At 70.0% G+C, this 24,997-nt stretch carries 17 protein-coding genes; 10 read left to right on the forward strand and 7 right to left on the reverse strand.

The window, feature by feature from the left end; all coding sequences use genetic code 11:
- The 3 genes from BQ9890_RS02495 to BQ9890_RS02505 form a co-directional block, all read left to right on the forward strand.
- Positions 1-1,052, forward strand: a 1,052-nt coding sequence (locus tag BQ9890_RS02495; RefSeq protein ID WP_075889103.1) for an acetate/propionate family kinase, incomplete at its 5' end; no start/stop codon positions are given.
- Positions 1,053-1,263: 211 nt separating this feature from the next.
- Positions 1,264-3,390 carry an NAD(+) synthase gene (locus tag BQ9890_RS02500; RefSeq protein WP_075889105.1) on the forward strand — a complete coding sequence of 709 codons (2,127 nt, stop codon included), beginning with the start codon at positions 1,264-1,266 and terminating at the stop codon, positions 3,388-3,390.
- Positions 3,387-3,812, forward strand: coding sequence for a hypothetical protein (locus tag BQ9890_RS02505; RefSeq protein ID WP_075889107.1), 426 nt, complete (start codon positions 3,387-3,389; stop codon positions 3,810-3,812). Before BQ9890_RS02500 ends, BQ9890_RS02505 begins: the two co-directional genes overlap by 4 nt.
- Here the strand turns inward: BQ9890_RS02505 and BQ9890_RS02510 are convergent.
- Positions 3,769-5,079: an ISL3 family transposase gene (locus BQ9890_RS02510; protein ID WP_075889109.1), complete on the reverse strand. Its 1,311-nt coding sequence runs from the start codon at positions 5,077-5,079 to the stop codon at positions 3,769-3,771. The genes BQ9890_RS02505 and BQ9890_RS02510 overlap by 44 nt on opposite strands.
- Before the next feature lie 136 nt (positions 5,080-5,215).
- On the opposite strand from BQ9890_RS02510, the gene BQ9890_RS02515 reads away from it, so the two are divergent.
- The gene (locus tag BQ9890_RS02515) at positions 5,216-6,055 is read left to right on the forward strand and encodes a PhzF family phenazine biosynthesis protein (RefSeq protein ID WP_075889111.1); all 840 of its coding nucleotides are present in this window, start codon (positions 5,216-5,218) and stop codon (positions 6,053-6,055) included.
- Positions 6,056-6,077: 22 nt separating this feature from the next.
- Here the strand turns inward: BQ9890_RS02515 and BQ9890_RS02520 are convergent, their stop codons facing one another.
- On the reverse strand, positions 6,078-9,386 hold the full coding sequence (locus BQ9890_RS02520) for an ATP-dependent helicase (protein WP_078062183.1): 3,309 nt from the start codon (positions 9,384-9,386) through the stop codon (positions 6,078-6,080).
- The gene (locus BQ9890_RS02525) at positions 9,383-12,748 is read right to left on the reverse strand and encodes a UrvD/REP family ATP-dependent DNA helicase (RefSeq protein ID WP_075889115.1); all 3,366 of its coding nucleotides are present in this window, start codon (positions 12,746-12,748) and stop codon (positions 9,383-9,385) included. Before BQ9890_RS02525 ends, BQ9890_RS02520 begins: the two co-directional genes overlap by 4 nt.
- A gap of 81 nt (positions 12,749-12,829) precedes the next feature.
- Here BQ9890_RS02525 and BQ9890_RS02530 point away from each other — a divergent pair, with 81 nt between their 5' ends.
- Positions 12,830-13,054, forward strand: coding sequence for a DUF3107 domain-containing protein (locus tag BQ9890_RS02530; protein ID WP_075889117.1), 225 nt, complete (start codon positions 12,830-12,832; stop codon positions 13,052-13,054).
- A gap of 70 nt (positions 13,055-13,124) precedes the next feature.
- Here BQ9890_RS02530 and BQ9890_RS02535 read toward each other — a convergent pair whose 3' ends face one another.
- Complete coding sequence (locus BQ9890_RS02535; RefSeq protein ID WP_075889120.1) at positions 13,125-13,754, reverse strand: ferritin-like fold-containing protein; 630 nt, start codon at positions 13,752-13,754, stop codon at positions 13,125-13,127.
- A 358-nt stretch (positions 13,755-14,112) separates the two neighbouring features.
- On the opposite strand from BQ9890_RS02535, the gene BQ9890_RS02540 reads away from it, so the two are divergent.
- From BQ9890_RS02540 to BQ9890_RS15135, 3 genes are all read left to right on the forward strand, one after another.
- On the forward strand, positions 14,113-15,879 hold the full coding sequence (locus BQ9890_RS02540; protein WP_075889122.1) for a DEAD/DEAH box helicase: 1,767 nt from the start codon (positions 14,113-14,115) through the stop codon (positions 15,877-15,879).
- Between the two features lie 655 nt (positions 15,880-16,534).
- Entirely contained in the window at positions 16,535-17,134 is a 600-nt protein-coding gene (locus BQ9890_RS16800; protein ID WP_075889124.1) for an SdpI family protein, read from the forward strand.
- Positions 17,135-17,184: 50 nt separating this feature from the next.
- The gene (locus tag BQ9890_RS15135) at positions 17,185-17,415 is read left to right on the forward strand and encodes a hypothetical protein (protein ID WP_143226213.1); all 231 of its coding nucleotides are present in this window, start codon (positions 17,185-17,187) and stop codon (positions 17,413-17,415) included.
- Positions 17,416-17,672: 257 nt separating this feature from the next.
- On the opposite strand, the gene BQ9890_RS02555 is transcribed toward BQ9890_RS15135, so the two are convergent.
- Genes BQ9890_RS02555 through BQ9890_RS02565 form a run of 3 tightly spaced genes read right to left on the reverse strand, consistent with a single transcriptional unit; the run spans position 17,673 to position 19,557 of the window.
- Complete coding sequence (locus tag BQ9890_RS02555) at positions 17,673-18,497, reverse strand: hypothetical protein (protein ID WP_075889128.1); 825 nt, start codon at positions 18,495-18,497, stop codon at positions 17,673-17,675.
- Positions 18,494-19,189 carry an ABC transporter ATP-binding protein gene (locus tag BQ9890_RS02560; protein ID WP_407638866.1) on the reverse strand — a complete coding sequence of 232 codons (696 nt, stop codon included), beginning with the start codon at positions 19,187-19,189 and terminating at the stop codon, positions 18,494-18,496. Before BQ9890_RS02560 ends, BQ9890_RS02555 begins: the two co-directional genes overlap by 4 nt.
- Positions 19,186-19,557: a GntR family transcriptional regulator gene (locus BQ9890_RS02565; RefSeq protein WP_075889132.1), complete on the reverse strand. Its 372-nt coding sequence runs from the start codon at positions 19,555-19,557 to the stop codon at positions 19,186-19,188. The genes BQ9890_RS02560 and BQ9890_RS02565 overlap by 4 nt, the downstream gene beginning before the upstream one ends.
- A 607-nt stretch (positions 19,558-20,164) precedes the next feature.
- On the opposite strand from BQ9890_RS02565, the gene BQ9890_RS02570 reads away from it, so the two are divergent.
- Together BQ9890_RS02570 and BQ9890_RS16095 are read left to right on the forward strand one after the other, a co-directional pair.
- Positions 20,165-23,731 (forward strand): ExeM/NucH family extracellular endonuclease, encoded by a 3,567-nt coding sequence (locus BQ9890_RS02570; RefSeq protein WP_230297784.1) that lies wholly within the window; start codon positions 20,165-20,167, stop codon positions 23,729-23,731.
- Positions 23,643-24,923, forward strand: a complete 1,281-nt coding sequence (locus tag BQ9890_RS16095; protein WP_230297785.1) for a 5'-nucleotidase C-terminal domain-containing protein — start codon at positions 23,643-23,645, stop codon at positions 24,921-24,923. The genes BQ9890_RS02570 and BQ9890_RS16095 overlap by 89 nt, the downstream gene beginning before the upstream one ends.
- Positions 24,924-24,997: the final 74 nt, after the last annotated feature.

Below are 24,997 nucleotides of genomic sequence, written 5' to 3' on the forward strand. Positions count from 1 at the left end.
CCAAGAAGGTCGTGGCCCCCACCGAGCCGGTCCCTGACCACGGCGCGGGACTGCGCGAGGTCCTGCGCCTCTTCGAGGAGGTCGGCCCCGCCCTCGCCGACGCAAACATCGTGGCTGTGGGCCACCGCATCGTCCAGGGCGGGCGATACTTCGACGGCCCTGCGCTGATCGACGCCCGCGTCCACGGGCTCATCAAGGAACTGGCCGACCTGGCGCCACTGCACAACCCGGCCCACCTCAAGGGCATCGACGTCGCCCAGGAGCTGCTCCCCGACATCCCCCACGTCGCGGTCTTCGACACGGCCTTCTTCCAGAAGCTGCCTCCTGAGTCCTCGACCTACGCCCTTGACCGCGAGACGGCGGAGAAGTACTCGATCCGCCGCTACGGCGCGCACGGGACCTCCCACCAGTTCGTCTCCTCCAAGGTCTCCTCCATCCTGGGTGCCCGCGACCTCAAGCAGATCGTCCTGCACCTGGGCAATGGCGCGTCGGCCTCGGCCATCGTGGGCAGCCAGGCGGTGGACACCTCCATGGGACTCACCCCCTTGGAGGGCCTCATGATGGGCACCCGCACGGGCGACATCGACCCGGCAGTCGTCTTCCACCTCCAACGCGTGGGTGGCATGACTTTCGAGGAGATCGACACGCTCTTCAACAAGAAGTCGGGCTTCAAGGGCCTCACCGGCGAGTCCGACATGCGCGTCATCTGGGAGATGATCGCCTCCCACGACCGCGACACCCGTGCCAGGGCCCGCCTGGCCATGGACGTCTACATCAACCGCCTGGTGAAGTACATCGGTGCCTACACCGCTGAGATGGGCGGGGTGGACGTGTTGACCTTCACCGCCGGCATCGGCGAGAACGACATCGGTTTGCGTCGCGAGATCTGCGAGCACCTGGCACCGTTCGGCGTCATCCTCGACGAGGAGGCCAACAACGTCCACGTGCGCGAGCCCATCACCATCACCCAGCGCGGGTCTTCTGTGCGCGTCATGGTGGTGCCCACCAACGAGGAACTGGCCATCGCGAAGCAGGCGCTGACGCTGGTCTGAGTTGCGCTCTGGCGAGGGCGACGCCCGGGTGTGGTCATGCGGCCACCCCGGGCGTCGTCGTTCCCGGTACCCACACGTCACCCACATGTGGGTTCGGGATCCTCACGACCGCCACATCCGGCGAATCCATCCCCGAACCCGCGCACCGGAGGCACACCCACACCGGGACGCGCGACACGGCACAATGGGGGCACCACTTCGAAGGAGCACCGTGAACTTCCATTCGCTCTACGACCAGGGTTTCGCCCGCGTCGCCGCCGTCACGCTCCCCGTCCACGCGGCACAGCCCGAACGCAACGCCGAGGAGGTCGTCACCGCAGCCCGGGAATGCTCCGCGCGCGGGGTGGCCGTGGCTGTGTTCCCCGAGCTGTGCATGAGCGGCTATGCGATCGACGACCTGCTCCTCCAGGACGTCCTGCTGGACGGTGTCCTGGACGCGCTGGGGACAGTGGTGGAAGCCTCCCGGGACCTCCTGACCCTGGTGGTCGTGGGCGCCCCGCTGCGCCACGGGAACCGGCTCTTCAACTGCGCGGTGTTCATCCACCGCGGGCGTGTCCTGGCGATCACCCCGAAGCAGTACCTGCCCAACTACCGGGAGTTCTACGAGAAGCGTCACTTCGCGCCCGGGGCCGACTCCGCACCGGGTGTCATGGAGGCGGCCCCCTGGATGGGTGAGCAGCTCCCTGAGGGGACCGCCGAGCTCCCCTTCGGCACGGTCCTGGTCGACGTCCTCGACGTGCCCGGGCTGTGCGTGAGCGCGGAGATCTGCGAGGACATGTGGGTCCCCGTCCCGCCCTCGTCACGGGCAGCCCTGGAAGGGGCCAGCGTGGTGCTGAACCTGTCGGCCTCCCCCGTCATGGTGGGGCGTGCGGAGGAACGCAGGCTGCTGGTGCGCTCAGCCTCGGCCCGCACGAACTGCGCCTACGTGTACTGCGCGGCAGGACCGGGCGAGTCGACCACCGACCTGTCCTGGGACGGCCAGACCCTGGTCTACGAGATGGGTGACCTGCTGGCGGAGGGTGAGCGCTTCCCCTCGGGGCGTCGCGTCACCGTGGCGGACGTGGACCTGGACCGACTGCGCCAGGAACGCCAGCGCCAGGGCTCCTTCGAGGACAACGCCCGCGCCGACGACACCCTGAGCGCCTCGGGAAAGGCGGCCCTCCCACACATCGGGATCCGCCTGGACCCCCCGCGCACGGACCTCGGCCTGGAGCGCGCCGTCGACCGCTTCCCCTTCGTGCCCGATGATCCCCAGCGCCTGGCGCAGGACTGCTACGAGGCCTACAACATCCAGGTCTCGGGGTTGGAGCAGCGCCTGCGCGCCATCGGCACGCCCAAGGTCGTCATCGGGGTGTCCGGGGGCCTGGACTCCACCCATGCACTCATCGTGGCCGCCAAGGCGATGGACCGATTGGGGCGCCCTCGTACCGACGTGCTTGCCTACACGCTGCCGGGCTTCGCGACGACCGCCCACACGAAGACCAACGCCACCCTGCTGTGCGAACGTCTGGGGGTCTCCTTCGAGGAGATCGACATCACCCCCGCGGCCCGCCAGATGCTCGCCGACCTGCGTCACCCCTATGCCTCGGGTGCGGAGGACTACGACGTCACCTTCGAGAACGTCCAGGCGGGCCTGCGCACCGACTACCTCTTCCGCCTGGCCAACCACCTGGGCGGCATCGTCCTGGGCACCGGGGACCTCTCGGAGTTGGCGCTGGGATGGTGCACCTACGGGGTGGGCGACCAGATGAGCCACTACGCGGTGAACACCGGGGTGCCCAAGACCCTGATCCAGCACCTCATCCGATGGGTCGTGGCGTCCGGTCAGTTCGAGGAGGGGGTGGGCGAGATCCTCCTCTCGATCCTGGACACCGAGATCACCCCGGAGCTGGTGCCCACCCGCCCCGGCGAGGTTCCCCAGTCCACGGAGGCTTCCATCGGCCCCTACAACCTGCAGGACTTCACGCTCTTCCACGTGCTCCGCCGCGGTTACAGGCCCTCCAAGATCGCCTTCTTGGCGGAGAAGGCGTGGGGGGACGCGGAGTCGGGCGAGTGGCCGGCCGGCTTCCCCCAGGACAAGCGCGTAGCCTACACGCTGTCGGAGATCGTGCGCTGGGAGCGGCTGTTTCTGTGGCGTTTCTTCTCCAACCAGTTCAAGCGCACCGCCATCCCCAACGGCCCGAAGGTCGTGGCGGGCGGCTCCCTGTCCCCGCGCGGGGACTGGCGCATGCCCTCCGACACCTCGGCCACCGCATGGGTGGCGGAGTTGGACGCCGCGGTGGCAGGGGTGCTCGCGGGCGGGCAGACCGGCGCGCACGAGGGCGGGGCGGACGCATGAGCGCCCTCGGAGTCATCGGCGTCCTGCTCTTCGTGTCCATGGCGGTGGTCTTCGGGGTGTCTGCCGCCAAGGGGCGGGCAGGAACCCTGCCCAAGGGATCCGCTCTGGGGCTGCACAACCGGGAGGTCCTGGCCTCCGATCAGGCCTGGCGCGAAGCCCACCGTGCGGCCTGGCCGATCCTTGCCGCCGGATGCGCCGTGGCCGTCTTCCACGCCCTGGGTTGCCTGGTCGCAGGTCTCGGGATGGGTGCCGACGGTGCATCGTTCACGCGCGTGCTGGTGGTCTCGGGCCTGGTGGTGACCGTGGGCCTCTGGTTCGTGGCCTCCGCCGCAGGGGTCAATACCGTGAAACATATGGCGCTTCTGACTCTTCCGTGGGTCATGGTCGGCCGGGGAGGGTGGGGCGGTGGCCGCCGAGGGTGAGCATGGCCAGGGCGATGAGTGCGTCGGGTGAGCGGAACCCGAACGCGACGCGGGTGATGAGTCGGATCTTGGTGTTGACGGACTCGATGCGCCCGTTGGAGAGTCCGTGCTCGATCGCGGCGAGGATCCTCTCGCGGTGTTTCACGATCGAGCGTTGGAGTTTCACGAAGGCGGGGATACGACATCGCCTGGCCCAGGAGATCCACCGCTCCAGTGCGTCGATGGCTTGCTCGTAGGGCAGCTTGAAGACGACCCGTAGTCCTTCTTTGAGGAGGTAGGCGCGGTGCAACCTGGGGTCGGTCTGCGCGATCCAGGCGAGCTTCTCGGTCTGCCTCTCGGTGAGATCCTCAGGGTTCTTCCACAGCGCGTAGCGTGAGTTCTTCAACCTGCGGGCTGTGTCGTTGGCGGGTCTGGCGGGTGCGTCTTTGCGAGGTCTGCCGACGTTGCGGCGCGGCTCACCCCGGGCGGCCTTGCGGGCATCGTTCCATGCCTGCCGGCGCACCTCATCCAGGGCGTCGGTGGCCCACTTGACGACGTGGAACGGGTCAGCGCAGCGCACTGCATGAGGGCACTTCTCCGCCACGACGTCGCCGATCCAGTCCGCCCCGTCCGCACTGACATGCGTGACCTGGGCGCACCTGCCCGCCCCGGAGGCCTCCAGGGCGTCAAAGAAGGCTCGCAGCGTCTTCTTGTCCCGCCCAGGCGCTGCCCACACGAGTCGGCCGGTGTCGTGACAGACGACGACGGTGAGGTACTTGTGGCCCTTCTTGTAGCTGATCTCATCGATCCCGATGCGGGTGAGCCCGGCGAACAGGTCGGTCTCGGCGGCGGTGTCGTCCCACACGCGGGCAACGATCGCTCCGACCGTGCGCCACGCGATGCGCATCAACTCCCTCACGGCAGACTTCGAGGACACTGTCGCCAACCACGCGACCTGATCGTCGAAGAACCTCGTGTGTCCGGCACCGTGACGCGCCCACGGCACCTGCGCGACGATCACCCCATGCTCAGTACACTTCACACGCGGCGCCTCCGCTTCCAGCCACACCGGGACAGGGCCCAGGTCCAGCGCCCTCCACCGCCGCAGCCCCTCACCGAGGTCGTAACGGGCAGCACGTCTGCCGCACCTCCCGCACCGAGGCCTCAGCTTCCCCGACGCACGCACCGACGCGACCACGATGCCCTCGTCCGCGTCATACTCGACCTGCTCGACGACCGTGGTCTTCTCGACTCCCAGCAGCCCTCGCCATAGGGTGGTTTCCTGCACGCCGTTCTCCCTGTTTCGTTACTGACTCTCGACAAGCCAGGAACATAGACGAGAGAACGGCGTGCACCCGTCCAGACCCGCCCAACCACCCACAGATCAGTCACAAGAGCCAAACATATGGACGAATGAGGATCTGATGAGCTTTCCCTTCACCCAGGTCGACGTCTTCGCCACCACGCCGTTCTCGGGCAACCCACTGGCCGTTGTCCTGGACGCGCGCGGCCTCGACACGGAGGTCATGCGTTCCCTGTCCGCCTGGACGAACCTCTCCGAATGCACCTTCGTCCTGCCTCCGACCAGTGAGGAGGCCGACTACCGGGTGCGCATCTTCAGCGGGCGTATGGAACTTCCCTTCGCCGGCCACCCCACCCTGGGGACCGCTGCGGCCTGGCGACGCTCCGGTGGGGTCTCCCGTCGCCCGGGCACGATCATCCAGGAGTGCGGGATCGGGTTGGTCCAGGTGCGCGAACAGGGGGACGTCTTCTCCTTCGCGGCACCCGATCTGCTGCGCGACGGCCCGGTGACCGAGCAGGACCTGGGGGAGGCCGCCGAGATCCTCGGACTTGAGCCTTCCCTGATCGTCGAGGCGCGCTGGGCCGACAACGGACCCGGATGGCTGGGGATCCTGCTCCCCGACCCCGAGGTGGTGGCATCCCTGCGTCCCTCCGCCTCCCCCGGTCGATCACGGGCCATCGGCGTCCTCGCCCCGACCCCCTCGGGCGACCCCGATTCCTTCGTCGTGAGGACCTTCTTCTCCGAGGAGGGCGGCCCCCTGTTGGAGGACCCGGTCACCGGCAGTTTCAATGCCGCTGCGGCGCAGTGGATGCTGGACACGGGTCGAGCCCGCACTCCCTACTCCGTGCGTCAGGGGAAGCAGCTCGGGCGGGCGGGGAGAGTGCTCCTGACCGAGGAGGACACAGGGCTGTGGGTGGGCGGCACGGTCCGTACCGTCGTCCAGGGGAGCATCGACGCCTGAGCCCGGGCCCGACTCTCTGTCCTCAGGCCCGGCGCAGCGCCACCCCGACCGCGTCGTCCAGCACGCCACCGTTCCCGTCCCCGAGCATCCCCACCAAATCCTCCAGGGAGAACTCCGTGGGTCCCGCCAGGAAGGCGACGCGCGCCGCGACCTGTTCCTCTGGCACCCCGGTGCGGCGCGCCCACGCAAGCCGGTACAGGCGCAGCTGGGTCAGGTAGTAGCGCAGCACCGCAGGCTCCGTGACCTCAGACGGCACGCGACCCGACTTCCAGTCCACCACCGTGTCGCGTCCGCCGGCATCACGGAACACCGCGTCGATACGGCCCTGGACGGACACGCCCGCGATCTCGACCGCAAAGGGCTCCTCGATGCCCACCGGCACGTGGGTGGCCAACAGTGACAGTCCCCGGAAGTGCTCCTGCATCGCTGCCAGCCGGGTCCGCTCGCGCTCCGACAGGGTCTCCTCACCGGGCACGGGCTCGTCCCAGAGTTCGCCGCTGGTCTGACGCAGCTGACGCTCGGCCCAAGCGTGGAAGATCGTGCCCAGGGCCGAGGCCTCCGAGGGCTCCGCGGGCAGCGGTCTGCGCAGGTCCAGGGCGAATGCCTGGGGGTCCTCCAACAACCTGGACACACTGGTGGCGGGCAGACGCTCCGGCGTCACCACCACACTGCGGCTCTCCTCGCGCAGGGCCCGTTCCTCCAGCAGCGCCCGCACATCGCGCGCCAGGGGCTCCTCTTCCAGGGAGTCGAGCACCTGGTCCGTGGTCAGCCCCAGGTCCTCCATCTCCAGGGCACGCGCCGCCACCCGCAGCGCGGAGGCACTCACGAGCTCCCGCGACCGTCCGGGCCTGCGAGGAAACTCTGCGGGCTCCGTGGCACCTACGAGGGCGGCCGTGGTCTCCTCATCGGGTCGGGGCGCCACCGCCCAGGCCGGATCACTGCGGGTGAGGCCCGCCATGAGGGGCTCCATGAGATAGCGCGACGGCGGACGCAGGCTCTTCGCATGGTCGATCCAGGATCCCGTCATCAGCAGGTCCCGGCGTGCCCGGGTCAGGGCCACGTAGGCGAGGCGACGTTCCTCGCGTTCCATGTGGGCGCCCATCTCCTGGGCGTAGGCGCCTCCCACCCACTTGTTGAAGGCGGCCTGGGGAGTCCGTCCCTCACTGAGGTCGGGGAGGAAGGCAGGCAGCGAATCCGCGTCGCGACGCACGGGGTAGGGCAGCTCGTCGACCGTGCCCAGCCACCCCTTGGAGGGCTGGGGTTCCTCCTGCCAGGTCCGCCCACCGCGGCCACTGTGCTTGGGGAAGATCCCGTCATCCATGGCGAAGACGGCCACGGTATCCCACTCCAGTCCCTTGGCGCCGTGGATGGTCATGATCTGCACGGCAGCCGGGTCGGGCTCGACGCTGGGGCCCGCCAGTCCGGACTCCTCCTCCTCGGCCACGGACAGCCAGGTGAGGAAACCCCTCATGGTCGCCCCCTGGGCTGAGGCCTCGAAGTCGGTGGCGACGTCGACGAAGGCGTCGAGGGACTCCCGTCCGGTGTTGAGCAGTGGGTCGGCGGTGACGTCCTCGGCCAGGCCCATGATCGAGATCGCGCGTTCCACCTGCTCCACGACCCCGCGTCCGCCACCTCTGCGTACGGCGCGCAGGCGCCGCCCCAGGACACGGACGCGCCGGGCGGCGGCCTCGGTGAAGGCGGGCACGCCGGGGCGCGGCGACCACCCGGGCTCGGGCGGGGAGTCCACGGCATCGAGCAGCAGGGTCTCAGGGCGCTCCACCTCGCTGCCACGCCGCGCCAGCTTGCGCGACCACTCCCCCATGACCCGCAGATCTGCGGAGCCGAGGTCCAGGTTGGCGAGCAGGCGGACCACCCACGGTGAGTTCGTGACATCCACGCCGAGTTCCAGCGCGGCACGCAGGTCGGCGACCGCGGGCTGGTCGAGCAACCCGCCCAACCCGATGACCTGGGTGGGAATGTCGCGTGCCCGCAGGGCGTCGTCCACGGCTTGGAAGTCACGTCGGCGCCTGCACAGGACCGCGGCACTGGCCATGCGCGACCCGAGGGGAACGCGGTGGGCCTGGATGAAGTCCGCCACGACCTCCACCTGTTCACCCCGGTCCAGGGTGTAGGCGACCTCGACGGAGCCCTCGCCTGCCTTGTCACGCGCCCGCAGCACCGGGGAGACGGCGTGGACGGAGTGGGCACGCAGGGGTTCGGCCACCTTGTTGGCGACGTCGAGGACCTGGCGGTCATTGCGCCACGAGGTTGACAGGCTCAATGTCTGGTCGGGGTCGGGCTCCCCGGTGGGTTGGAAGCGGGAGAGGAAGCCCTCCAGGGACGCAGCCGAGGCGCCTCGCCATCCGTAGATCGCCTGGTTCGGGTCCCCGACCGCCGTGACCGGGTGGTCGTGGAAGACACGGGAGAGCAGTTCCATCTGGACGACGGAGGTGTCCTGGAACTCGTCCAGGAGCACGGCGCGGTGGTCGCGTCGCAGCGTTTCGCACACATCCGGGGCCTCGGTGACGATGCGTGTGGCCAGGGAGAGCTGGTCGGAGAAGTCCAGGAATCCCGCGGCCCGCTTGCGGCGGTCGAACTCCGCGACCAGGTCCAACAGGGCCAGGCGCATGTCATTGGCTGCGATCGCGCCCGCCAGGTGCGAGGTCGGCTTGCCGATCTCTCGCAGGGAGGTCCCGAACCAGGTGAGTTCCTCCCGCGCCTGGTCCAGGGTGAGGTCGTGTTCCGCGACGTGCCCGGCCAGGGCGAGGCTGCGGTGGACCACGGTGCTGGGTGCGGCGTCCCCGGGCAGGTCGCCTCGCCAGGACTCCACGATGTCGGTCATCATCTGGACGGCCCCGGCCTGGCCGAGCATCCGGAAGTCGGGATCCACCCCGATGCGCAGGCCGTGCTCGGACACGATGCGCTCCGCGAAGGAGTTGTAGGTGAGGGACACGGGGTCCCCCGCTTCCGCAAGTCCTGGCAGGGAGTCGGCCAGGGATCCCAGCCGGGCGCGCAGGCGTGAGCCGAGTTCGGCGGCGGCCTTGCGGGTGAAGGTCAGTCCCAGGATGGACTCCGGGTCCATGCCTTCATGCGCGACCAGCCACAGGACGCGCATGGACATGGTCTCGGTCTTGCCTGATCCGGCGCCCGCGACCACCAGGACGGGGCGGGTGGGGTCCGCCTCGATGACCCGGATCTGTTCAGGCGTGGGAGTGTTGCCGTCCACGAGGTGGGCGATGCCCAGGGCGTCGGGGCGCACTGTGTGCGTACCCCCCACCTCTGGACGAGGCGTGTCTGCGTCCCCTGTGCCGGGGCGCGGTGCGTCAGTCATGCGAGGGTTCTCCGTCCCTGGTCCATGGCGGGGCAGCTGCGTCGGAAGGGGCAGTAGCGGCAGGCCTCCTCTGAGGGCGTGGCACGGAAGGAGCCTGCACGCATGGTGCCGGCCAGGGCCTCCAGGTCGCTCCTCCACCGTTCCAGGCGTTCCCCCTCCAGGGGAGTCTGGAGACGCTCCTCGACCTTCCCATTGCCCAGGAACACCAGGCGCGCCCCGGCCACCGCCTGCCCCTGGGCGAGCAGGGCGACCTGGTAGGTGGCCAGCTGGGGGTGTTCCTCACCACCCGCCTTCGTGACCGAGGGTTTCCCGGTCTTCAGGTCCACGATGCGTACCCCACCATCCACCGTCTCCAGGCGGTCGATGGAGCCGGTGATGACAAGGCCTCCGACCGCTGCCCGCACAGGTACCTCGGCCCCGACCTCGCCGGGGACCCCCTCCAGGTAGGTGGCCAGCGCCCGCACGACGGCCTCCGCATGCTCCTTCTCGCGGCGCCCCACCCAGGTTGAGGGGTCATGGCCCAGTCCCTCCCACGCCTGGTCAAGTTCTTCGAGCATGACGTCGAGGGGACCGTGGGGATGACGCTGGGCGATCGCGTGGACCAGGGTCCCCAGCTGCTGGGCACCACCCGAGGCGGGCGACCCACCGGCCGAGGCCAGGAACCACTTGAGGGCGCACTCCCGGGCGGACTGGACCTTGGAGGGCGAGACGAAGACCGGTCCCTCCCCGAGGACGGGCTCCTGCGTGGAGAGTCCTCCCGCACCTGTCCACCCCGCGGGATCGGCCTGACGCACGCCCTCCCGCCCCAGCAGCGCCAGCAGTGTGGTCGCCGCCTCGCGCGCCGCACTGTGCTCGGGTTGTGCGGCCAGGTGGCGCAGCCGCCCGACCTGCCCGGGCAGGTCCAGTGTGGGCGGGATCCGCTCCAGGGGGATCTCCCCCTCGACGAGGGCGACACGGGCGTGACGCGCCACGAGGTCCAGGAACTGGGAGGGCGCCTGTTGTTCGGTGCGCACGGCCGCGACGTGGAGCACCCGGCGTGAACGGGTCAGCGATGCAGCCAGGAGCCGGGTCTCATCGTCGAGCACCACGCGACGCGCCGAGCGGGGATCGTCCAGGAGCACCTCCTGGCCCTGACTGTCGGTGCCGACGCGGCCGGCTCCCAGGTCGGCCAGCAGGTCCGCGCGCAGCACCCGGTCACGCAGACGCAGGTTCGGCCATCGTCCGTCCTGGAGTCCCAGCACGGCCACGACCTCCCACTCGCGCCCCATGGCCTGGGCCGGGGTGAGCACATCGACGCCGGGGGGCCGGATGCCCATGCGGGTGAGCGTGTCGGTGGGGACGTCATCGGCCAGGAGCTGCAGGCAGAACTCCCGGGCACTGCCCGCCGGATTGCGCTGCTCCCACACGTCGGCCACGCGGAAGAGTGCGAGGAGTGCATCGAGTTGGTCGTCGTACCACTCGGCGTCCCAGTCGTGTGCCAGGGCGCCCTCGCGCCACTCCTCGGCGAGACCTGAGGCCTCCCACAGCGCCCACAGTGCCGCACGGGGCCGTCCTGTCCCGGGTCCGCGCCCGACCTTCCACATCCTCCCCGCCCGGACGAGGGCGGCGCGCAGTTCCTCTTCCGCGCAGGTCTCCACCAGCTCCGGATCCTCCAGGAGGGAGAGCACATCATGGCGTGCCTCCACCACATCGGGTGCGTCCTCCTCGTCGTCGTCCTCCCCGGAGGCGACAACCTGGGAGTTCAGGGAGCGCAGCAGGCGGTGGACATCCAGGGCATCGGCGCGCACGAAGGGTGAGTCCAGCAGACGGCTGCCCAGTTCCAGGTCGCCCCTGCGTCCATCGGCATCTCCCTGGGCACCTGCCGCGCGCGGCGGGCGAGGGCCGTGCGGCGAACCCGCATCGGCGCTCACACCGCCAGCACGGGCCGCGGAGGCGTGCCCGTGCGTCTCCTCCTGGGCGAGCCCGACCTGGCCTGCCACGAGTTCCAGGAGCGTGCGGGTGACCGGTTCTGCGGAGAAGGTGAGGGCCCGGCGCCGCCCCGCGACGGGCACGCCCCCGCGGCGCAGCTGGCGGCGGACCTCGGCGACATCGCCGGATGAGCGCACGATGACGACCTGGTCCTGCCAGGGCACATCCTCGTGGAGGTGGTGGGCCCGCAGGTGATGGGCCGTGATCGCCCCCATCTGGGCCTCGGAGGCCGCGAGGTGGACCCAGAGGTCTGACTCACTCCCCCGGTGCCCACCGCCGGCCTCACCAGCCGGGTCCTGACCGGCGTCGGCCTGAGCGGCGTCGCGCGCCTCCGCCGCGTCGCCTCCCGGCCCCGCGCCGAGTGTCCCGACACGGCGACGATGCACGGATCCCGTCGTGGAGATCCTGGAAGTGACATCGCGGGCAAGCTCGCGCAACAGCCCGGTCCCCCGGTGCACGGCCCCCAGTTCCAGCACAGGAGCCCCCAGGCGCTCTGCGAGACGTCCGTCCAGATGCGGCTCTCCACCCCGGTAGGCGGCCACCGCCACATCCGGATCTGCGAACGCGACGACACGCACCCCGCGTGCGGCCATGGCGGCCAGGAGCTCCACCGTCGATGCCGTGCAGTCCTGCAGGTCGTCCACCACCACGACATCGGGCAGCGGAGCCTCGGCGGTGACCACCTGAGCGGGTGCCTCCGTCTCCCAGCGCAGCACCAGATCCGCCGCAATGCGCTGGATACGTGAGGTGTCCACCGTCATGGCGCCACGTGTGGTGACGGCGAACCCGGGGTCGCCCTCGTACATGGCCAGGAGCGCACCCGCGGAGACCCACTCGGGGTGGGCGAAGCGCCTGCCGAGTTCCGCGAGTGCCGCCCCGTCGATCCCGGCCTCACCGGCGCGGGCGAAGAGGTTGCGGACCTCCATGCGGAAGGCGGGCATGGCGCGCATCGCCGCGGGCATGGCCTCCGGCCAGTCAATGCCGCCGCGGTCCAGGAGGTCCGCGATGAGCTGGTCCTCCTGCGCGCCGGTCACCAGTTCGACGGGCCCGAGCGGGTCCCCGCGCCCGATCCTCCAGGTGGAGACGACCAGGTAGGCGAAGGCAGCGGGGGTGCGCACGGGACGCACGGCCTCGGGCAGCAGGGCCTGGACCCTGGTCTCCAGGGCATCCACCCGCGAGCGGTCCGGCGCCCACACGAGCACCGACTCCCCACGCGCGCGACACCGCGCGGCAACCATGAGCGCACAGGTCGTCCTGCCCGACCCCGGTGCCCCGCGCACGACCACGCTGTGCTGCGCGGCATGCTGGCACACGGCCGCCTGCTCGGCGTCTGGCGGGGGCAGGACACCGAGGTCGGGGTCCACCCCCGCCACCTCCACTCGGATTTCGCTCATGACTGAATGCTCCCACCCGGCATGTGCACCTGCGGCCCGTAGCATGGGAGCAGACCAATCCGTTCCCCCAGAGGAGCCACCATGAACGTCTCCATCGGCATCCGCGGCGCCGCCCGCGAACTGCAGCTCGACATCGACCTCACCGAGGAGGAGCTCTTCTCACGCGTGGAGGCCTCCACCAAGGAGGGTGGGCTGCTCACGCTCGTCGACTCCAAGGGCCAGCAGGCGCTGGTCCCCGCCGAGGCCATCGGTTTCGTCCTGGTCGCCCCGGACACCCCGCGCCGGGTCGGCTTCGCGCTGGGCTGATCCCCAGGGGACCACCGGGCCCGTCCCGACAGGGGCAGGCGCCCGGGCCGTCCCGTCGACCCCGCCCGGCTCACGCCTTGAGGTTGATCTCCGCCATGCGCTCCTTGTGGCGTTTGGTCACCCACGCGACCATCGCATCGGAGGCATCGGGGTCCTTGGCCAGCAACGGGTGTGTGAACAACGTCGAGCGCACCAGGCCGAGGACCTCGCCCGCCACGCGTCGCGCCCACAGCGACAGCCGCGCGGCGAGTTGCTCGTCGGAGGCGGTGCGCGGGGCCAGATTGGCCCGCTCCCATTCCCCCTGTCCCAGGTCCCAGGCCTCGTCCTGGTCGGGGAAGAGGTCGTGCAGCTCGGCGACCTCGTGCAGCAGATCGGTGAACATCCCCAGCGTCACGTAGGTCTTGACGGAGCGCTCCCACCAGGTGCTGGGACGTGTGCGCGCGTCGAGGTCGTCGAAGAGGCCCGAGTACTCCCCCGCGGCGGCCGCCAGGTCGAGGCCGCGGTGCTCGGCCCAGACCTCCAGCTGCTCGAAGACGCGGAAGGCCTTCGCGGCCATGCGCGCATGCTCGATGTGTACCCCGATGGTGGGGGCCTGGTCCCCGTCCTTGGCCAGACGGGTCATGCCCGCCAATGCCGCATAGGCGATGAGACCGACAACTTCGGCGGTGTCCGCATCCACGGGTTCGTATGTGCGCTCCATGCCCCCAGCCTAGTCAGCGCGGCACGACGGCGCGTCCCGGGGGCGCGCCGGCCATCCGCGTCGCCCCCAGCCGTTCGCCGCGCCGTCCGCCCCGGCGGTCCCACGGGGTCGCCCTCGTCCGCGCCGGGGCCGCGCCGCCGCGCCACGTGCACCCGCCGACGAGGGCGACGCACCCGCGCTCCCACTCCCCCTGTGAGCGGCCCCTCCCCACCGCCGGGAGCCGCACACCCTAGGATGGGGGTGACCACGGCTGACCGGTCGCTTCACCGAACCGTGACCCGCGCCCCCACTGGGCGCCCCGAAACTGCGCGATCGGCTGCCACGACGACCCGGGTGACCCCCGGAGACAAGGCTGATCGTGACCACGAACGACACACTCGCCACAGGCGCGCCCGCGCCCGAGGCCACCACCGCGGGCCCGGACGGCGACGCGAGCACCACCACCGACACCGCCACCGGCGCCGCCACCGGCGCCGACCGTGCCGAGTACTCGGCAGGCGTCGTGCGCCTGGGCGACATCGTCGCCGTCGCCCCCGAGCCGGAGGCGACCCCCGACATCACCGACGAGGACGGCTCCACCGCCGACCTCGAACAGAAGACCTTCGCCGACTTCGGGGTCTCCGACCCCATCGTCGACGCGCTGGAGGAGGAGGGCATCACCCACCCGTTCCCCATCCAGGCGCTCACCCTGCCCGTCGCCCTGGACCGCCACGACATCATCGGCCAGGCGAAGACGGGCACCGGCAAGACCCTGGGCTTCGGCATCCCCCTCCTGGAGGACGTCATCGCCCCCGACGAGGAGGGCTACGAAGACCTCCTCAACCCGAACTGCCCCCAGGCGCTGGTCATCCTCCCCACGCGTGAGCTGACCAAGCAGGTCGCCACCGACCTGCGCAAGGCTGCCGGCAAGCTCTCCACCCGCATCATCGACATCTACGGCGGGGTGGCCTTCGAGCCCCAGATCGAGACGCTCGCCAAGGGCGTCGACGTGGTGGTCGGCACGCCTGGGCGTCTCATCGACCTCCTGCGCCGCGGGCTCCTGCACCTCAACGGTGTCCAGACCGTCGTCCTGGACGAGGCCGACGAGATGCTGGACCTCGGCTTCCTCCCCGATGTGGAGACCCTCCTGGCGCGCGTGCCCGTCACCCGCCACACCATGCTCTTCTCCGCGACCATGCCCGGCCCGGTGGTGGCGCTGGCGCGGAAGTTCATGTCCCACCCCACCCACATCCGCGCCCAGGACCCCACCGACCAGGGGGCAACGGTCAAGTCGACCAAGCAGGTCATCTACCGTGTCCACGCGATGAACAAGGTCGAGGTCGTCGCACGCATCCTGCAGGCCGAGGGCCGCGGACGCACCATCATCTTCTGCCGCACCAAGCGCACCGCGGCCCGTCTGGCCGATGACCTCGCCGAGCGCGGCTTCGCCGTGGGCGCCCTGCACGGGGACCTCGGTCAGGGAGCCCGCGAGCAGGCCATGCGCGCCTTCCGCAAGGGCAAGATCGACGTGCTGGTCGCCACGGACGTGGCGGCGCGTGGCATCGACGTCGACGACGTCACCCACGTCATCAACTACCAGTGCCCCGAGGACGAGAAGATCTACATCCACCGCATCGGGCGCACGGGTCGCGCCGGGCACTCCGGCACGGCGATCACCTTCGTCGACTGGGACGACGTGCCGCGCTGGAGCCTGATCTCCAAGGCCTTGGGCCTGGGAGTGCCGGATCCGCTGGAGACCTACCACACCTCCCCCCATCTCTTCACCGACCTCGACATCCCCACCGGTGTCACCGGGCGCCTGCCGCGCTCCAAGCGCACCCTGGCAGGCCTGGACGCCGAGGTCATCGAGGACCTGGGCGAGACCGGTGGTCCCCGTGGGGGCCGTGGCGCCCCGCGCGGTGGCCAGGGCCGGGGACGGTCCTCCGAGCAGGACCGGGGTCGCCGCGGGGGCGGCGGGCACGACGTGCCCGCCGGGCAGCGCGGCCGTTCCGACCGGGGCTCACGAGGGCGGGGCCGCGGTGACCACAACCCCGAGCCGCGCACACCGGCGGATGACTCGTCTGCCCCGCGCAAGCGCCGTCGCCGTCGTCGCGGCGGCGCCGGTGGCGGGGAGTCCCAGGACTGAGGCTGCCTGCCCCGGGTGAGGGCCGAGACGGACTGCCGGACGCCGGCACCGCACGCCTCACCCCGTGGCCAACTGATCGATCGGGGCCCCGGTCGCCGTGGAGACACGGTGACCGGGGCCCCGATCCGTTTCCCGCTCGCCCCCTGCCGCACCGCGGAGGAGACGCCGTGGCCCCGATCTCGTCTCTCAGTCATTCCTCGGCCACACGGTCACTCCTGGACCAGACGCTGGACGGGCCCGGTCGTTGTTCCCAGCAGATCTCTGCCGGACGGCGGCCTGGCGCGCCTCTGGTGACCGCGCGCTCCGTCCCTGGCGACGAAGTGGGGTCTCGACGGAGAATCCTCACCGTTCTGGGCCGTTCGCAACGCCGAGACCCCACTTGGTCGTCAACCGGCCCGGCAACTGGAGCGACACCTGCCGGAGATGCACACCGCGGGTCTGGGCCACACCTCCCGAACGCTGGACATCTCGCCGAACAGTGGACTTCCCGCCGAACGGTGTCCTCATACCCCCACCGTTCGGTGGGAAGTCCACCTCTGGGCATTCAACTGTGTGGCACTCCGGGGCCCGGCTGCAGGCACCACTGCCGTCTCCCGCGCCCAGAGCGCGTACGCTCTCCGGCTCGGCTCAGTCTCGGCTCGGTCTCGGCACCGTCATGTTCCTCGGAGGAGGAATCGGGGTTGCGCTCCTGGGCAACGCAACCTCTGTTGCGCTGCCGAACAGCTTCTTGGGCCTCCGGGTGCCCCATGCCGATCGGAGTCCGGACGTGTGGAGGAGAACCCAGCTCATGGGCAGCCGTGCTCTCGTCGGCACCGGCACGGCCACGATCGTCAGCGCCCTCGTCCTCCCGTCCACCGTGACCTCCAGGGCCCTGATGGTCCTGTTGACCTTCTCCAGTCTCCTCAACTCGCTCCCCGATGCGAGGGACGCGTCCGAGGAGCGCACGGACATCGAGACGCTCGACGATGGGAGCACTCTTCGCCGGACCGGCCCCCACGCGTCTGGTGCGAGCCCGCCGCCGAGTGCCCTCTTGCCAGCGATTGCCTCTGAGCCTTGGCACCAAAGGTCTCAGCCAGCGCCCTGCACCACCGGCTTGCTCCGGCTACGCTGGCCGGAAACGACCATTGCGAGGCAGCCATGGAGACAGCGCCCTCAACACCTGCGACCCACCGACCATCCCACGACGCCCCCGCGGAACCTGCATCCGGGACGCGGGGCACGGGGACCAGGACCGGCCATGCCCGTCGTTCACTGAACCGCACGAGGATCGAGTACTTCCTGCTCGGCGTCCTCTGCACTCTCCTGGTGGTCGTGATCGGTGCCGAACTCCTCCTCCCGCGCGTGGGAGACATCGCCACCCTGACCGCATGGACCAGACCCGCATTCTGGTTCCTGGGTGGACTGACATTCCTCGTGCAGTCGGCGCTCAGCTTCCGGGACTCCCACACGGCAGGGCGCACTCGCTGGTCCGTCTGGCCACTGCTGGCAGTGGTGTCACTCGGGTGGTTCGCCATGGCGGTCAGCACGATCCCCTGATCGGGCCCTGTCCGCGCGGGCCCGACCTGGCGCTTACGGGCGACGGAGCGGCGCCGGACGGGAGAGGACGACGAGGGTCCGGAGGGCAGCCGGTGCGCTCCTCGGGGCATGTCCGTCGTCCGCTCACCGGCCCCGCCCTCGTCGGGTCCCACGCGGAGGTGGAGCCGGGCGGCGGTGGCGCCGGGCGGGCGAGGGGAGCACCCAGCCCAGCCAGACGAGCGCAAGCGGGCCAGGCCAGCCGGGCCAGTGCCGGGACTTCAGCGCAGCGAGGTGTGCCGCTCGATGGAGCGCACTGCCCACCACGCCAGCAGGGCCGCCACCACCACGCCGGCTGGCAGGGAGCCCAGTCCGACCACGTCAGGATCGGCTCCTGTGCGCACGGCCTCGACGAACCCGCCCCACATGCCACGCGCCACCAACTGACCCGAGTCCGGTCCTTGCAGGACGACACCGACGGGGATCCAGAGCATCGCCACCAGTGACACCACCTGGTTGACCAGGTAGAGGACCACCAGGCCGATCAAGGGCGCCCCGACGCCGAGATGGTTGAAGCGCCCCTCCGCGGAGATCGAGAGGACGCTGGCGACCTGGACCACCAGGGTCACCAGGTAGAGCACGGCTCCCACCACGACCAGCCAGACCATGCCGCCCGGGAGTGCGCCGATCGAGTCCCACCAGCCGGAGAGCGCTTCCCCGACGGGAACGCGCTCGAGACGGGCCCTGGCCACCAGGGTCAGCAGCGCGCCACCGCTGGCGAGCAGCGTGGTGAGGAGGCCGATGAGGAGCGCGTGCAGGGTCTTGGCGGCGAGGAGCTCGCGCCCCCGCACCGGCAGGGACATCGTGAAGTACCCCTCGCGCCCGTACATCGTCTGCCAGTAGTCGACGGCCAGGACCACCAGGACGACCGGTACCAGCCCGATGAGCGCAGCGGTGGCCACTCCCTGCCCGAGGGGGCCGAGCAGGGGGAGTCTCAGCAGGGCAGCGGCCAGGGAGACGAGGGCGACCAGCGCGATCACCCCCACGACGGAGCCGAGCGTCCTCCAGGTCGAGCGGAACTGGTGGCGGAGCAGCTGTGTCATCATGATGCGTAGACCTTCCGGAAGAGGGCGTCGAGGCCCATGTGGTGCTCCGAGCGCAGGTCATCCGCTCCACCCTGCAGCAGGACGCGCCCCCCGCGCAGGAACACCGCGGTGTCGACCACCGGTTCGATGTCCGCGATGAGGTGGGTGGAGACGACCATCAGGGCGTCCTCGGAGAAGTTGGTGAGGATGCCGCGCATGATGACGTCGCGGGCAGCGGGGTCCACCCCGGAGATCGGTTCGTCCAGGAGGTAGACGCGGGCCCTTCGCGCCATGGCGAGCGCGATCTGGAGCTTCTCGCGCATCCCCTTGGACAGCTCCTTGAGGGAGCGGTCGGAGGGGAGGTCGAAGAACACGACCATCTCGGCAGCCTTGGTCGCGTCGAAGTCCTCGAAGAACTCCGCGTAGAGGGAGATGGCATCTGCGCAGGAGTAGCGGTCGGGCAGGAAGGAGGCATCGGGCAGGAAGGACACCTGCGCCTTGGACTGCGGGCCGGGGCGGTGCCCGCACACGCTGACCTCACCCTCCCAGTCCGACAGCACCCCCGCGAGGATCTTGAGCAGGGTGGTCTTGCCCGACCCGTTGTCCCCCATGAGCCCGACGATCTGGCCGGCGGGCAGGGAGAGGCTGAGGTCCGACAGGGCCGGTCTGCCCCGGTAGGACTTGGTGAGGTGCTGGACCTCGATGGCGTTCACTGGTTCTCCTCCTTGGCCGCCCAGCGGAGGGCGAGCAGTCGTGTCGCGTCCTCGAGTCCGAGACCGATCCCGGCGACGGAGTCGATGTAGGTGTCGGTGGTGGTCGCCGCGAGCGCCTCGCGGGCCGCGTCGATGGTGCTGCGGTCCTGGGTGACGAAGCGTCCCGCGGTGCGCTCGGTGAGGGTGAGGGACTCCCGGTCGAGCTCCCCGAGCGCGCGTTGGACGGTGTTGGGGTTGACCCCCAGGTCCAGGGCGAGTTCCCGCACGCTGGGGATCCGGGTGCCCGGGGCCCAGTCACCCGTGCAGATGCGGCGATGGAACTCACCCACCAGCTGCACCCAGATCGGTCGCGTGTCGTCGACATCCACCGGCCACCCCTATCTGTGTCACTGCACTAATACAGTAACACACCCTGTGTCGGTGCGCGGAGGCGCCGGTGGCGCTGTGGTGGCCGCGGTCCGCGTGACACGGTCGGACAGGTGTCGCGGACGAGCCGGACCTGTGGACGCCGGTCACTCCTGCAGGAGCGCCCGCAGGGACCGGCCCTGCCCCCAGGTGCCATTGCGTGCCCTGCCGCTGGCATGGTGCTGGAGGGAGAGCACTGCCAGCAGCGCGAGAACAGCTTCCACTCCCCGCCCGGGGCCGGTCGGTCCCCAACCGGCGGCCTCCGTCCCACACTGTGTGCACGGCGGGGCACGGGTCGGCACCCAGCAGGGCACGCACACGAAACCCCTGCAGAACCCGTGTTCCCCGGACCACGCTCGCCTGACCGGTTGACCGACTGGACGAGAGAGGATCCGGCGTGCGCGACCGGCTGGGACCAACGGAACCCCTGCAGCGGTCCGGCAACGGAGCCAGACGTATTCTTCCTGTTCAGAGGCCGTTGGTTTCGCCTCCATGTCGACGCGACGAAGTGGTTATCCCCGCGCCGTAGCGTCTGGCACATCCCATCACCCTCCACGAAAGGCACTTGAGATGCGCAGGCATTCCAGAGTGGTCGCGGCAGCGGGAGCTGCCGCGATTCTCATGTCGGGGGCACTCGTCGCCCCTTCCCGAGCGGCTGTCTCACCCGAGGCAGCCGTCGTCATCAATGAGGTCTACGGCGGTGGCGGCAACAACGGCGCCACCTACTCCAACGACTTCATCGAGCTGAGGAACACCAGCGACGCGGCCGTCGACCTCACAGGCTGGTCGGTGCAGTACGCATCGACGGCCGGGACCAACTGGTCCGGCGTCATCACGCTCTCAGGATCCATCGCCGCCGACGGGTACTACCTCGTCCAGGGCGCGGCACAGGACGCCAGCGTCGGCGAGGCACTCCCCACCCCCGACGACAGCAGCAGCTCCGTCAACCTGTCCGGGACCAACGGCAACGTCGCCCTCGTGAACACGAGCACGAGGCTCAGTTGCCAGAAGACCGACTGCGCGTCCGATGAGGCCGTTGTCGACCTCGTCGGTTTCGGGACGGGCGCCGCCCATGCAGGCAGCGCTGCCGCCCCGTCTCCCTCGAACACCACGTCGATCGCCCGGGACGCCTCGGCGACGAACACCACTGACAACGCGGCCGACTTCACCGTCGGTGCCCCCACTCCGCAGTCCTCGCAGGCCACGGATCCCGACGACGGAGAAGGGAGCCAGAGCGGGGACGAGGATCCCGGCACCACGCCGAAACCCGACATCACAGCGATCTCCGACATCCAGGGCACAGGCACTGCCTCACCGCTGGCGGGCCAGACCGTCACCACGCGGGGCGTCGTCACCGCCGTCTACCCCACCGGCGGGCTCAACGGCTTCGTCATCCAGACCCCTGGTGCCGACACGACGCCGGACAGCTCGGACGCCGTCTTCGTCTTCTCCTCCGCTGCTGCCGCCACGGTCAGCATCGGGGACTCCGTGCAGGTCTCCGGCAAGGTCAGTGAGTACTACGACCTGACGCAGATCACGCCCACGAACGCCGCTGCCGTCACCGAGCTGTCGGAGTCCCTCGGCACGGTGGAGCCGCTGCGGACCGCGTGGCCGACCACGGACGCCGACCGCGAGGCCCTGGAGTCCATGCTCATCGCACCCCAGGGCGAGTTCACCGTCTCCAACACCTACTCCACCAACCAGTACGGTGAGGTCGGTCTCGCCTCAGGCACCGAGCCGCTGCGCCAGCCCACCGACGTCGCCGAGCCCGGCAGCGCCGAGGCCGCGGCCGTCGCGTCCGACAACGCCGCACGCGGCGTGGTCCTCGACGACGGTGCCACCACGAACTTCCTGACAGCGGCCAACTCCGCCCTCACACCGCCCTACATCTCCCTGGAGAACCCGGTCCGCGTCGGTGCCCCGGTCACCTTCACCGCACCGGTGATCGTCGACTACCGCAACAGCACCTGGAAGTTCAACCCGACCCATCGGGTCACGGACACCAGCGACAACGCGCCTGCGACCTTCGCCGACACCCGCACCGCCGCGCCTGAGGCCGTCGGCGGCGACATCTCGCTCGCCTCCTTCAACGTGCTGAACTACTTCACCACGCTGGGTGCCGACACAGCGGGTTGTGTCGCCTACAAGGACCGCGACGGCAACGGCGTGACCGTCAGCGGTGGCTGCGATCCGCGTGGAGCATGGGGCGCGGACGACCTCGCACGCCAGCAGGCCAAGATCGTCGCCGCCATCAACGGGCTCGACGCCAGTGTCGTCGGCCTGATGGAGATCGAGAACTCCGCCAAGCTCGGCGAGACACCCGACGAGGCCACGGCGACCCTGGTCGGGGCACTCAATGCCGCTGCCGGGACGGACAAGTGGGACTACGTCCGCTCGTCGCGCGACCTCCCGCCGACCAGCCAGCAGGACGTCATCACCAACGCGATCATCTACCAGACCGCCGAGGTGACCCCGGTGGACGAGGCACGTGCCCTCGGAACGCAGAGCTCCGAAGGTCAGCCCTTCGCCATCGCCCGTGAGCCGATCGGACAGCGTTTCGAGCCCGTGGGCGGTGGCGACTCCCTCTTCGTGGTCGTCAACCACCTCAAGTCGAAGGGCTCGGCGGGCCCCCTCCCGGGTGACGCCGACTCCGGCGACGGTCAGGGTGCCTCCAACGCCACGCGTGTCGCAGAGACCAGGGCGCTGCGCGATTGGCTCCCCACCGTCACCGACGAGGGCGAGGCCGTCGCACTGGTCGGCGACTTCAACTCCTACGGCCACGAGGACCCCCTCCGGGAGCTCTACGACGCAGGATTCACCGACGTCGAGCAGCACTTCGGCGTCGACCACAGCTCCTACAGCTTCTCGGGGCTCTCCGGGTCCCTGGACCACGTGCTGCTGAACGAGGCAGCCCTGGACCGGGCGACCGGCGCTGACGTGTGGAACATCAACTCCGGGGAGTCCATCGCCCTGGAGTACAGCCGCTACAACTACCACGGCACCCTGTTCCACGCCCCCGACGCCTACCGTTCGTCCGACCACGATCCCGTCATCGTCGGACTCTCTGACACCCCGCGGGACACGGTCTCCCTGGGGCTCCTCAACATCAATGACTTCCACGGCCGCATCGACTCCAACACCGTTGCCTTCGCGGGCACCATCGAGGAGCAGCGCGCCGACATCCGACACCAGGGCGGATCCAGCCTCTTCATCTCTGCGGGGGACAACATCGGCGCGTCGCTGTTCGCCTCCTCCTCGCAGGACGACCAGCCGACCATCGACGTCCTCAATGCCCTGGAACTCAAGTCCTCCGCAGTGGGCAACCACGAGTTCGACAAGGGCTACCAGGACCTGGTGGACCGCGTCATCAACGGCAAGGACGGCAACGACAAGGCGCAGTTCGACTACCTCGGCGCCAATGTCTACCTCAAGGGCACCACGATGCCGGCGCTCAAGGAGTACGCCATCCACGACGTGGCAGGCGTCAGAGTTGCCGTGATCGGCGCCATCACCCAGGAGACGCCCACGCTGGTGAGCCCGGGCGGCATCGCCGAGCTGACCTTCGGCGACCCGATCGAGGCCGTGAACCGCGTGACCGCGCAGCTCACCGACGGCGACGAGTCCAACGGTGAGGCAGACGTCATCGTTGCCGAGTACCACGAAGGCGCGGGATCCGGCACGCCGGACGGCGCGACCCTCGACCAGGAGATCGCCGAAGGCGGGGCCTTCGCCGACATCGTCAACGAGACCTCCCCCGAGGTCGACGTGATCTTCACGGGCCACACGCACAAGCAGTACGCGTGGGACGCCCCGGTGCCCGGCACGGACCGCACCCGTCCGGTGCTCCAGACCGGCTCCTACGGGGAGAACATCGGCCGCGTGGACCTGACATATGACACGGAGTCCGACACGGTCACCGCGTACACGCAGCGCAACGTGCCCCGGACGAAGACCGCCAGCGCGAAGCTCATCGCCTCCTACCCCCGCGTGGCGGAGGTCAACGAGATCACCGAGGGCCGCCCTCGCCGAGGCAGCGGTGAAGGGCAACGTGCCGGTCGGTTCCGTCACCGCGGACATCACCACGGCCTTCGCCGGCGGCAGCTTCGTCGACGGCACCTACCAGGGTGGCGCCCGTGACGACCGCGCATCGGAGTCCACGCTGGGCAACCTCGTGGCGGACTCCCTGGTCGAATCCCTCTCCGACCCGGATCGTGGTGGGGCGACCATCGGCGTCGTCAACCCGGGTGGACTCCGGGCCGAGTTGCTCCACGGTGACGACGGTGTGATCACGTATGCCGAGGCCAATGCGGTGCTGCCCTTCGTCAACAACCTGTGGACCACCACACTGACGGGCGCACAGTTCAAGGAGATGCTCGAACAGCAGTGGCAACGCGATGCCGCGGGCGATGTGCCGGCGCGGGCCTACCTACAGCTGGGACTGTCGAAGAACGTGTCCTACACCATCGACGCGGATGCAGCCGAGGGCGAGCACATCACGTCCATCACCATCGACGGTGTCGCCTACGACCCGGAGGGTGAGTACCGGATCGGTACCTTCTCCTTCCTGGCCCAGGGTGGGGACAACTTCCGCGCCTTCAACGACGGCACGGACACCCGCGACTCCGGCCTCATCGACCGGGACGCCTGGATCGAGTACCTCCAGGCGAACTCCCCGGTGTCGCCGGACTTCGCACGTCGCTCCGTCGCCGCCCCGGGGCTGGGCACCGTCAAGGCAGGCGACGAGTTCTCCTTCACGATCGGTGCATCGCCCCTCCAGAACCCGGAGGGCTCGCGTGGGTCGCTGGACCTGACGTCCCTGGGCTCACCGGAGAACACCGAGGTCACGGTCTCCCTGGGTGACCGGGAGCTCGGGACCTTCCCGGTCACGGACGGCACGGCGGACATCTCGGTCACGATTCCCACGGACGCGGTGTCCACCGACGCCGTGGCCGCTGGTCGCAGCCTCGTGTCCCCCGCACTGGGCACGGTCCTCGCAGGCACCGGTGAGGCCCCTGCCACGCTGTCGGGCTCCCTCACCATCGTGGCCCACCCGTCAGGCACGACGGTCTCACTGCCGGTCACGGTCGAGACGACCACCCCGGTGGAGCCCGTGGACCCGGGCGAACCCGGGGAACCGGGGAGTGACGGAAAGCCCGGCGCCGACGGCAAGCCCGGAGCTGATGGCAAGCCCGCAGCGCAGGGGAAGCCCGGGACCGGGCTGGCCAGGACAGGTGCGGGCGACCTCTGGGCGCTGGCAGCACTCGGGGCCGCTCTCCTGGCCACGGGTGTGACACTCACCCACCGGCGCCGGACTCAGTCGCTGGCGTGATCGAGTGACACGCTGACCGCGACGCGCGGTCGGATGTGAGAGGGGGCCCGGACACCGTCCGGGCCCCCTCTTCC

This window comes from Actinomyces provencensis (assembly GCF_900155435.1).
Taxonomy (GTDB): Bacteria; Actinomycetota; Actinomycetes; order Actinomycetales; family Actinomycetaceae; genus Pauljensenia; species Pauljensenia provencensis.

What these genes read in the sequence shown, in the direction of transcription:
- BQ9890_RS02535 (WP_075889120.1), bottom strand. Translation starts at nt 13,754, where the DNA reads ATGGAGCGCACATACGAACCCGTGGATGCGGACACCGCCGAAGTTGTC.
- BQ9890_RS02525 (WP_075889115.1), bottom strand. Translation starts at nt 12,748, where the DNA reads ATGAGCGAAATCCGAGTGGAGGTGGCGGGGGTGGACCCCGACCTCGGT.
- BQ9890_RS02570 (WP_230297784.1), top strand. Translation starts at nt 20,165, where the DNA reads ATGCGCAGGCATTCCAGAGTGGTCGCGGCAGCGGGAGCTGCCGCGATT.
- BQ9890_RS02505 (WP_075889107.1), top strand. Translation starts at nt 3,387, where the DNA reads ATGAGCGCCCTCGGAGTCATCGGCGTCCTGCTCTTCGTGTCCATGGCG.
- BQ9890_RS16800 (WP_075889124.1), top strand. Translation starts at nt 16,535, where the DNA reads ATGTTCCTCGGAGGAGGAATCGGGGTTGCGCTCCTGGGCAACGCAACC.
- BQ9890_RS02520 (WP_078062183.1), bottom strand. Translation starts at nt 9,386, where the DNA reads ATGACTGACGCACCGCGCCCCGGCACAGGGGACGCAGACACGCCTCGT.
- BQ9890_RS02555 (WP_075889128.1), bottom strand. Translation starts at nt 18,497, where the DNA reads ATGATGACACAGCTGCTCCGCCACCAGTTCCGCTCGACCTGGAGGACG.
- BQ9890_RS02515 (WP_075889111.1), top strand. Translation starts at nt 5,216, where the DNA reads ATGAGCTTTCCCTTCACCCAGGTCGACGTCTTCGCCACCACGCCGTTC.
- BQ9890_RS02530 (WP_075889117.1), top strand. Translation starts at nt 12,830, where the DNA reads ATGAACGTCTCCATCGGCATCCGCGGCGCCGCCCGCGAACTGCAGCTC.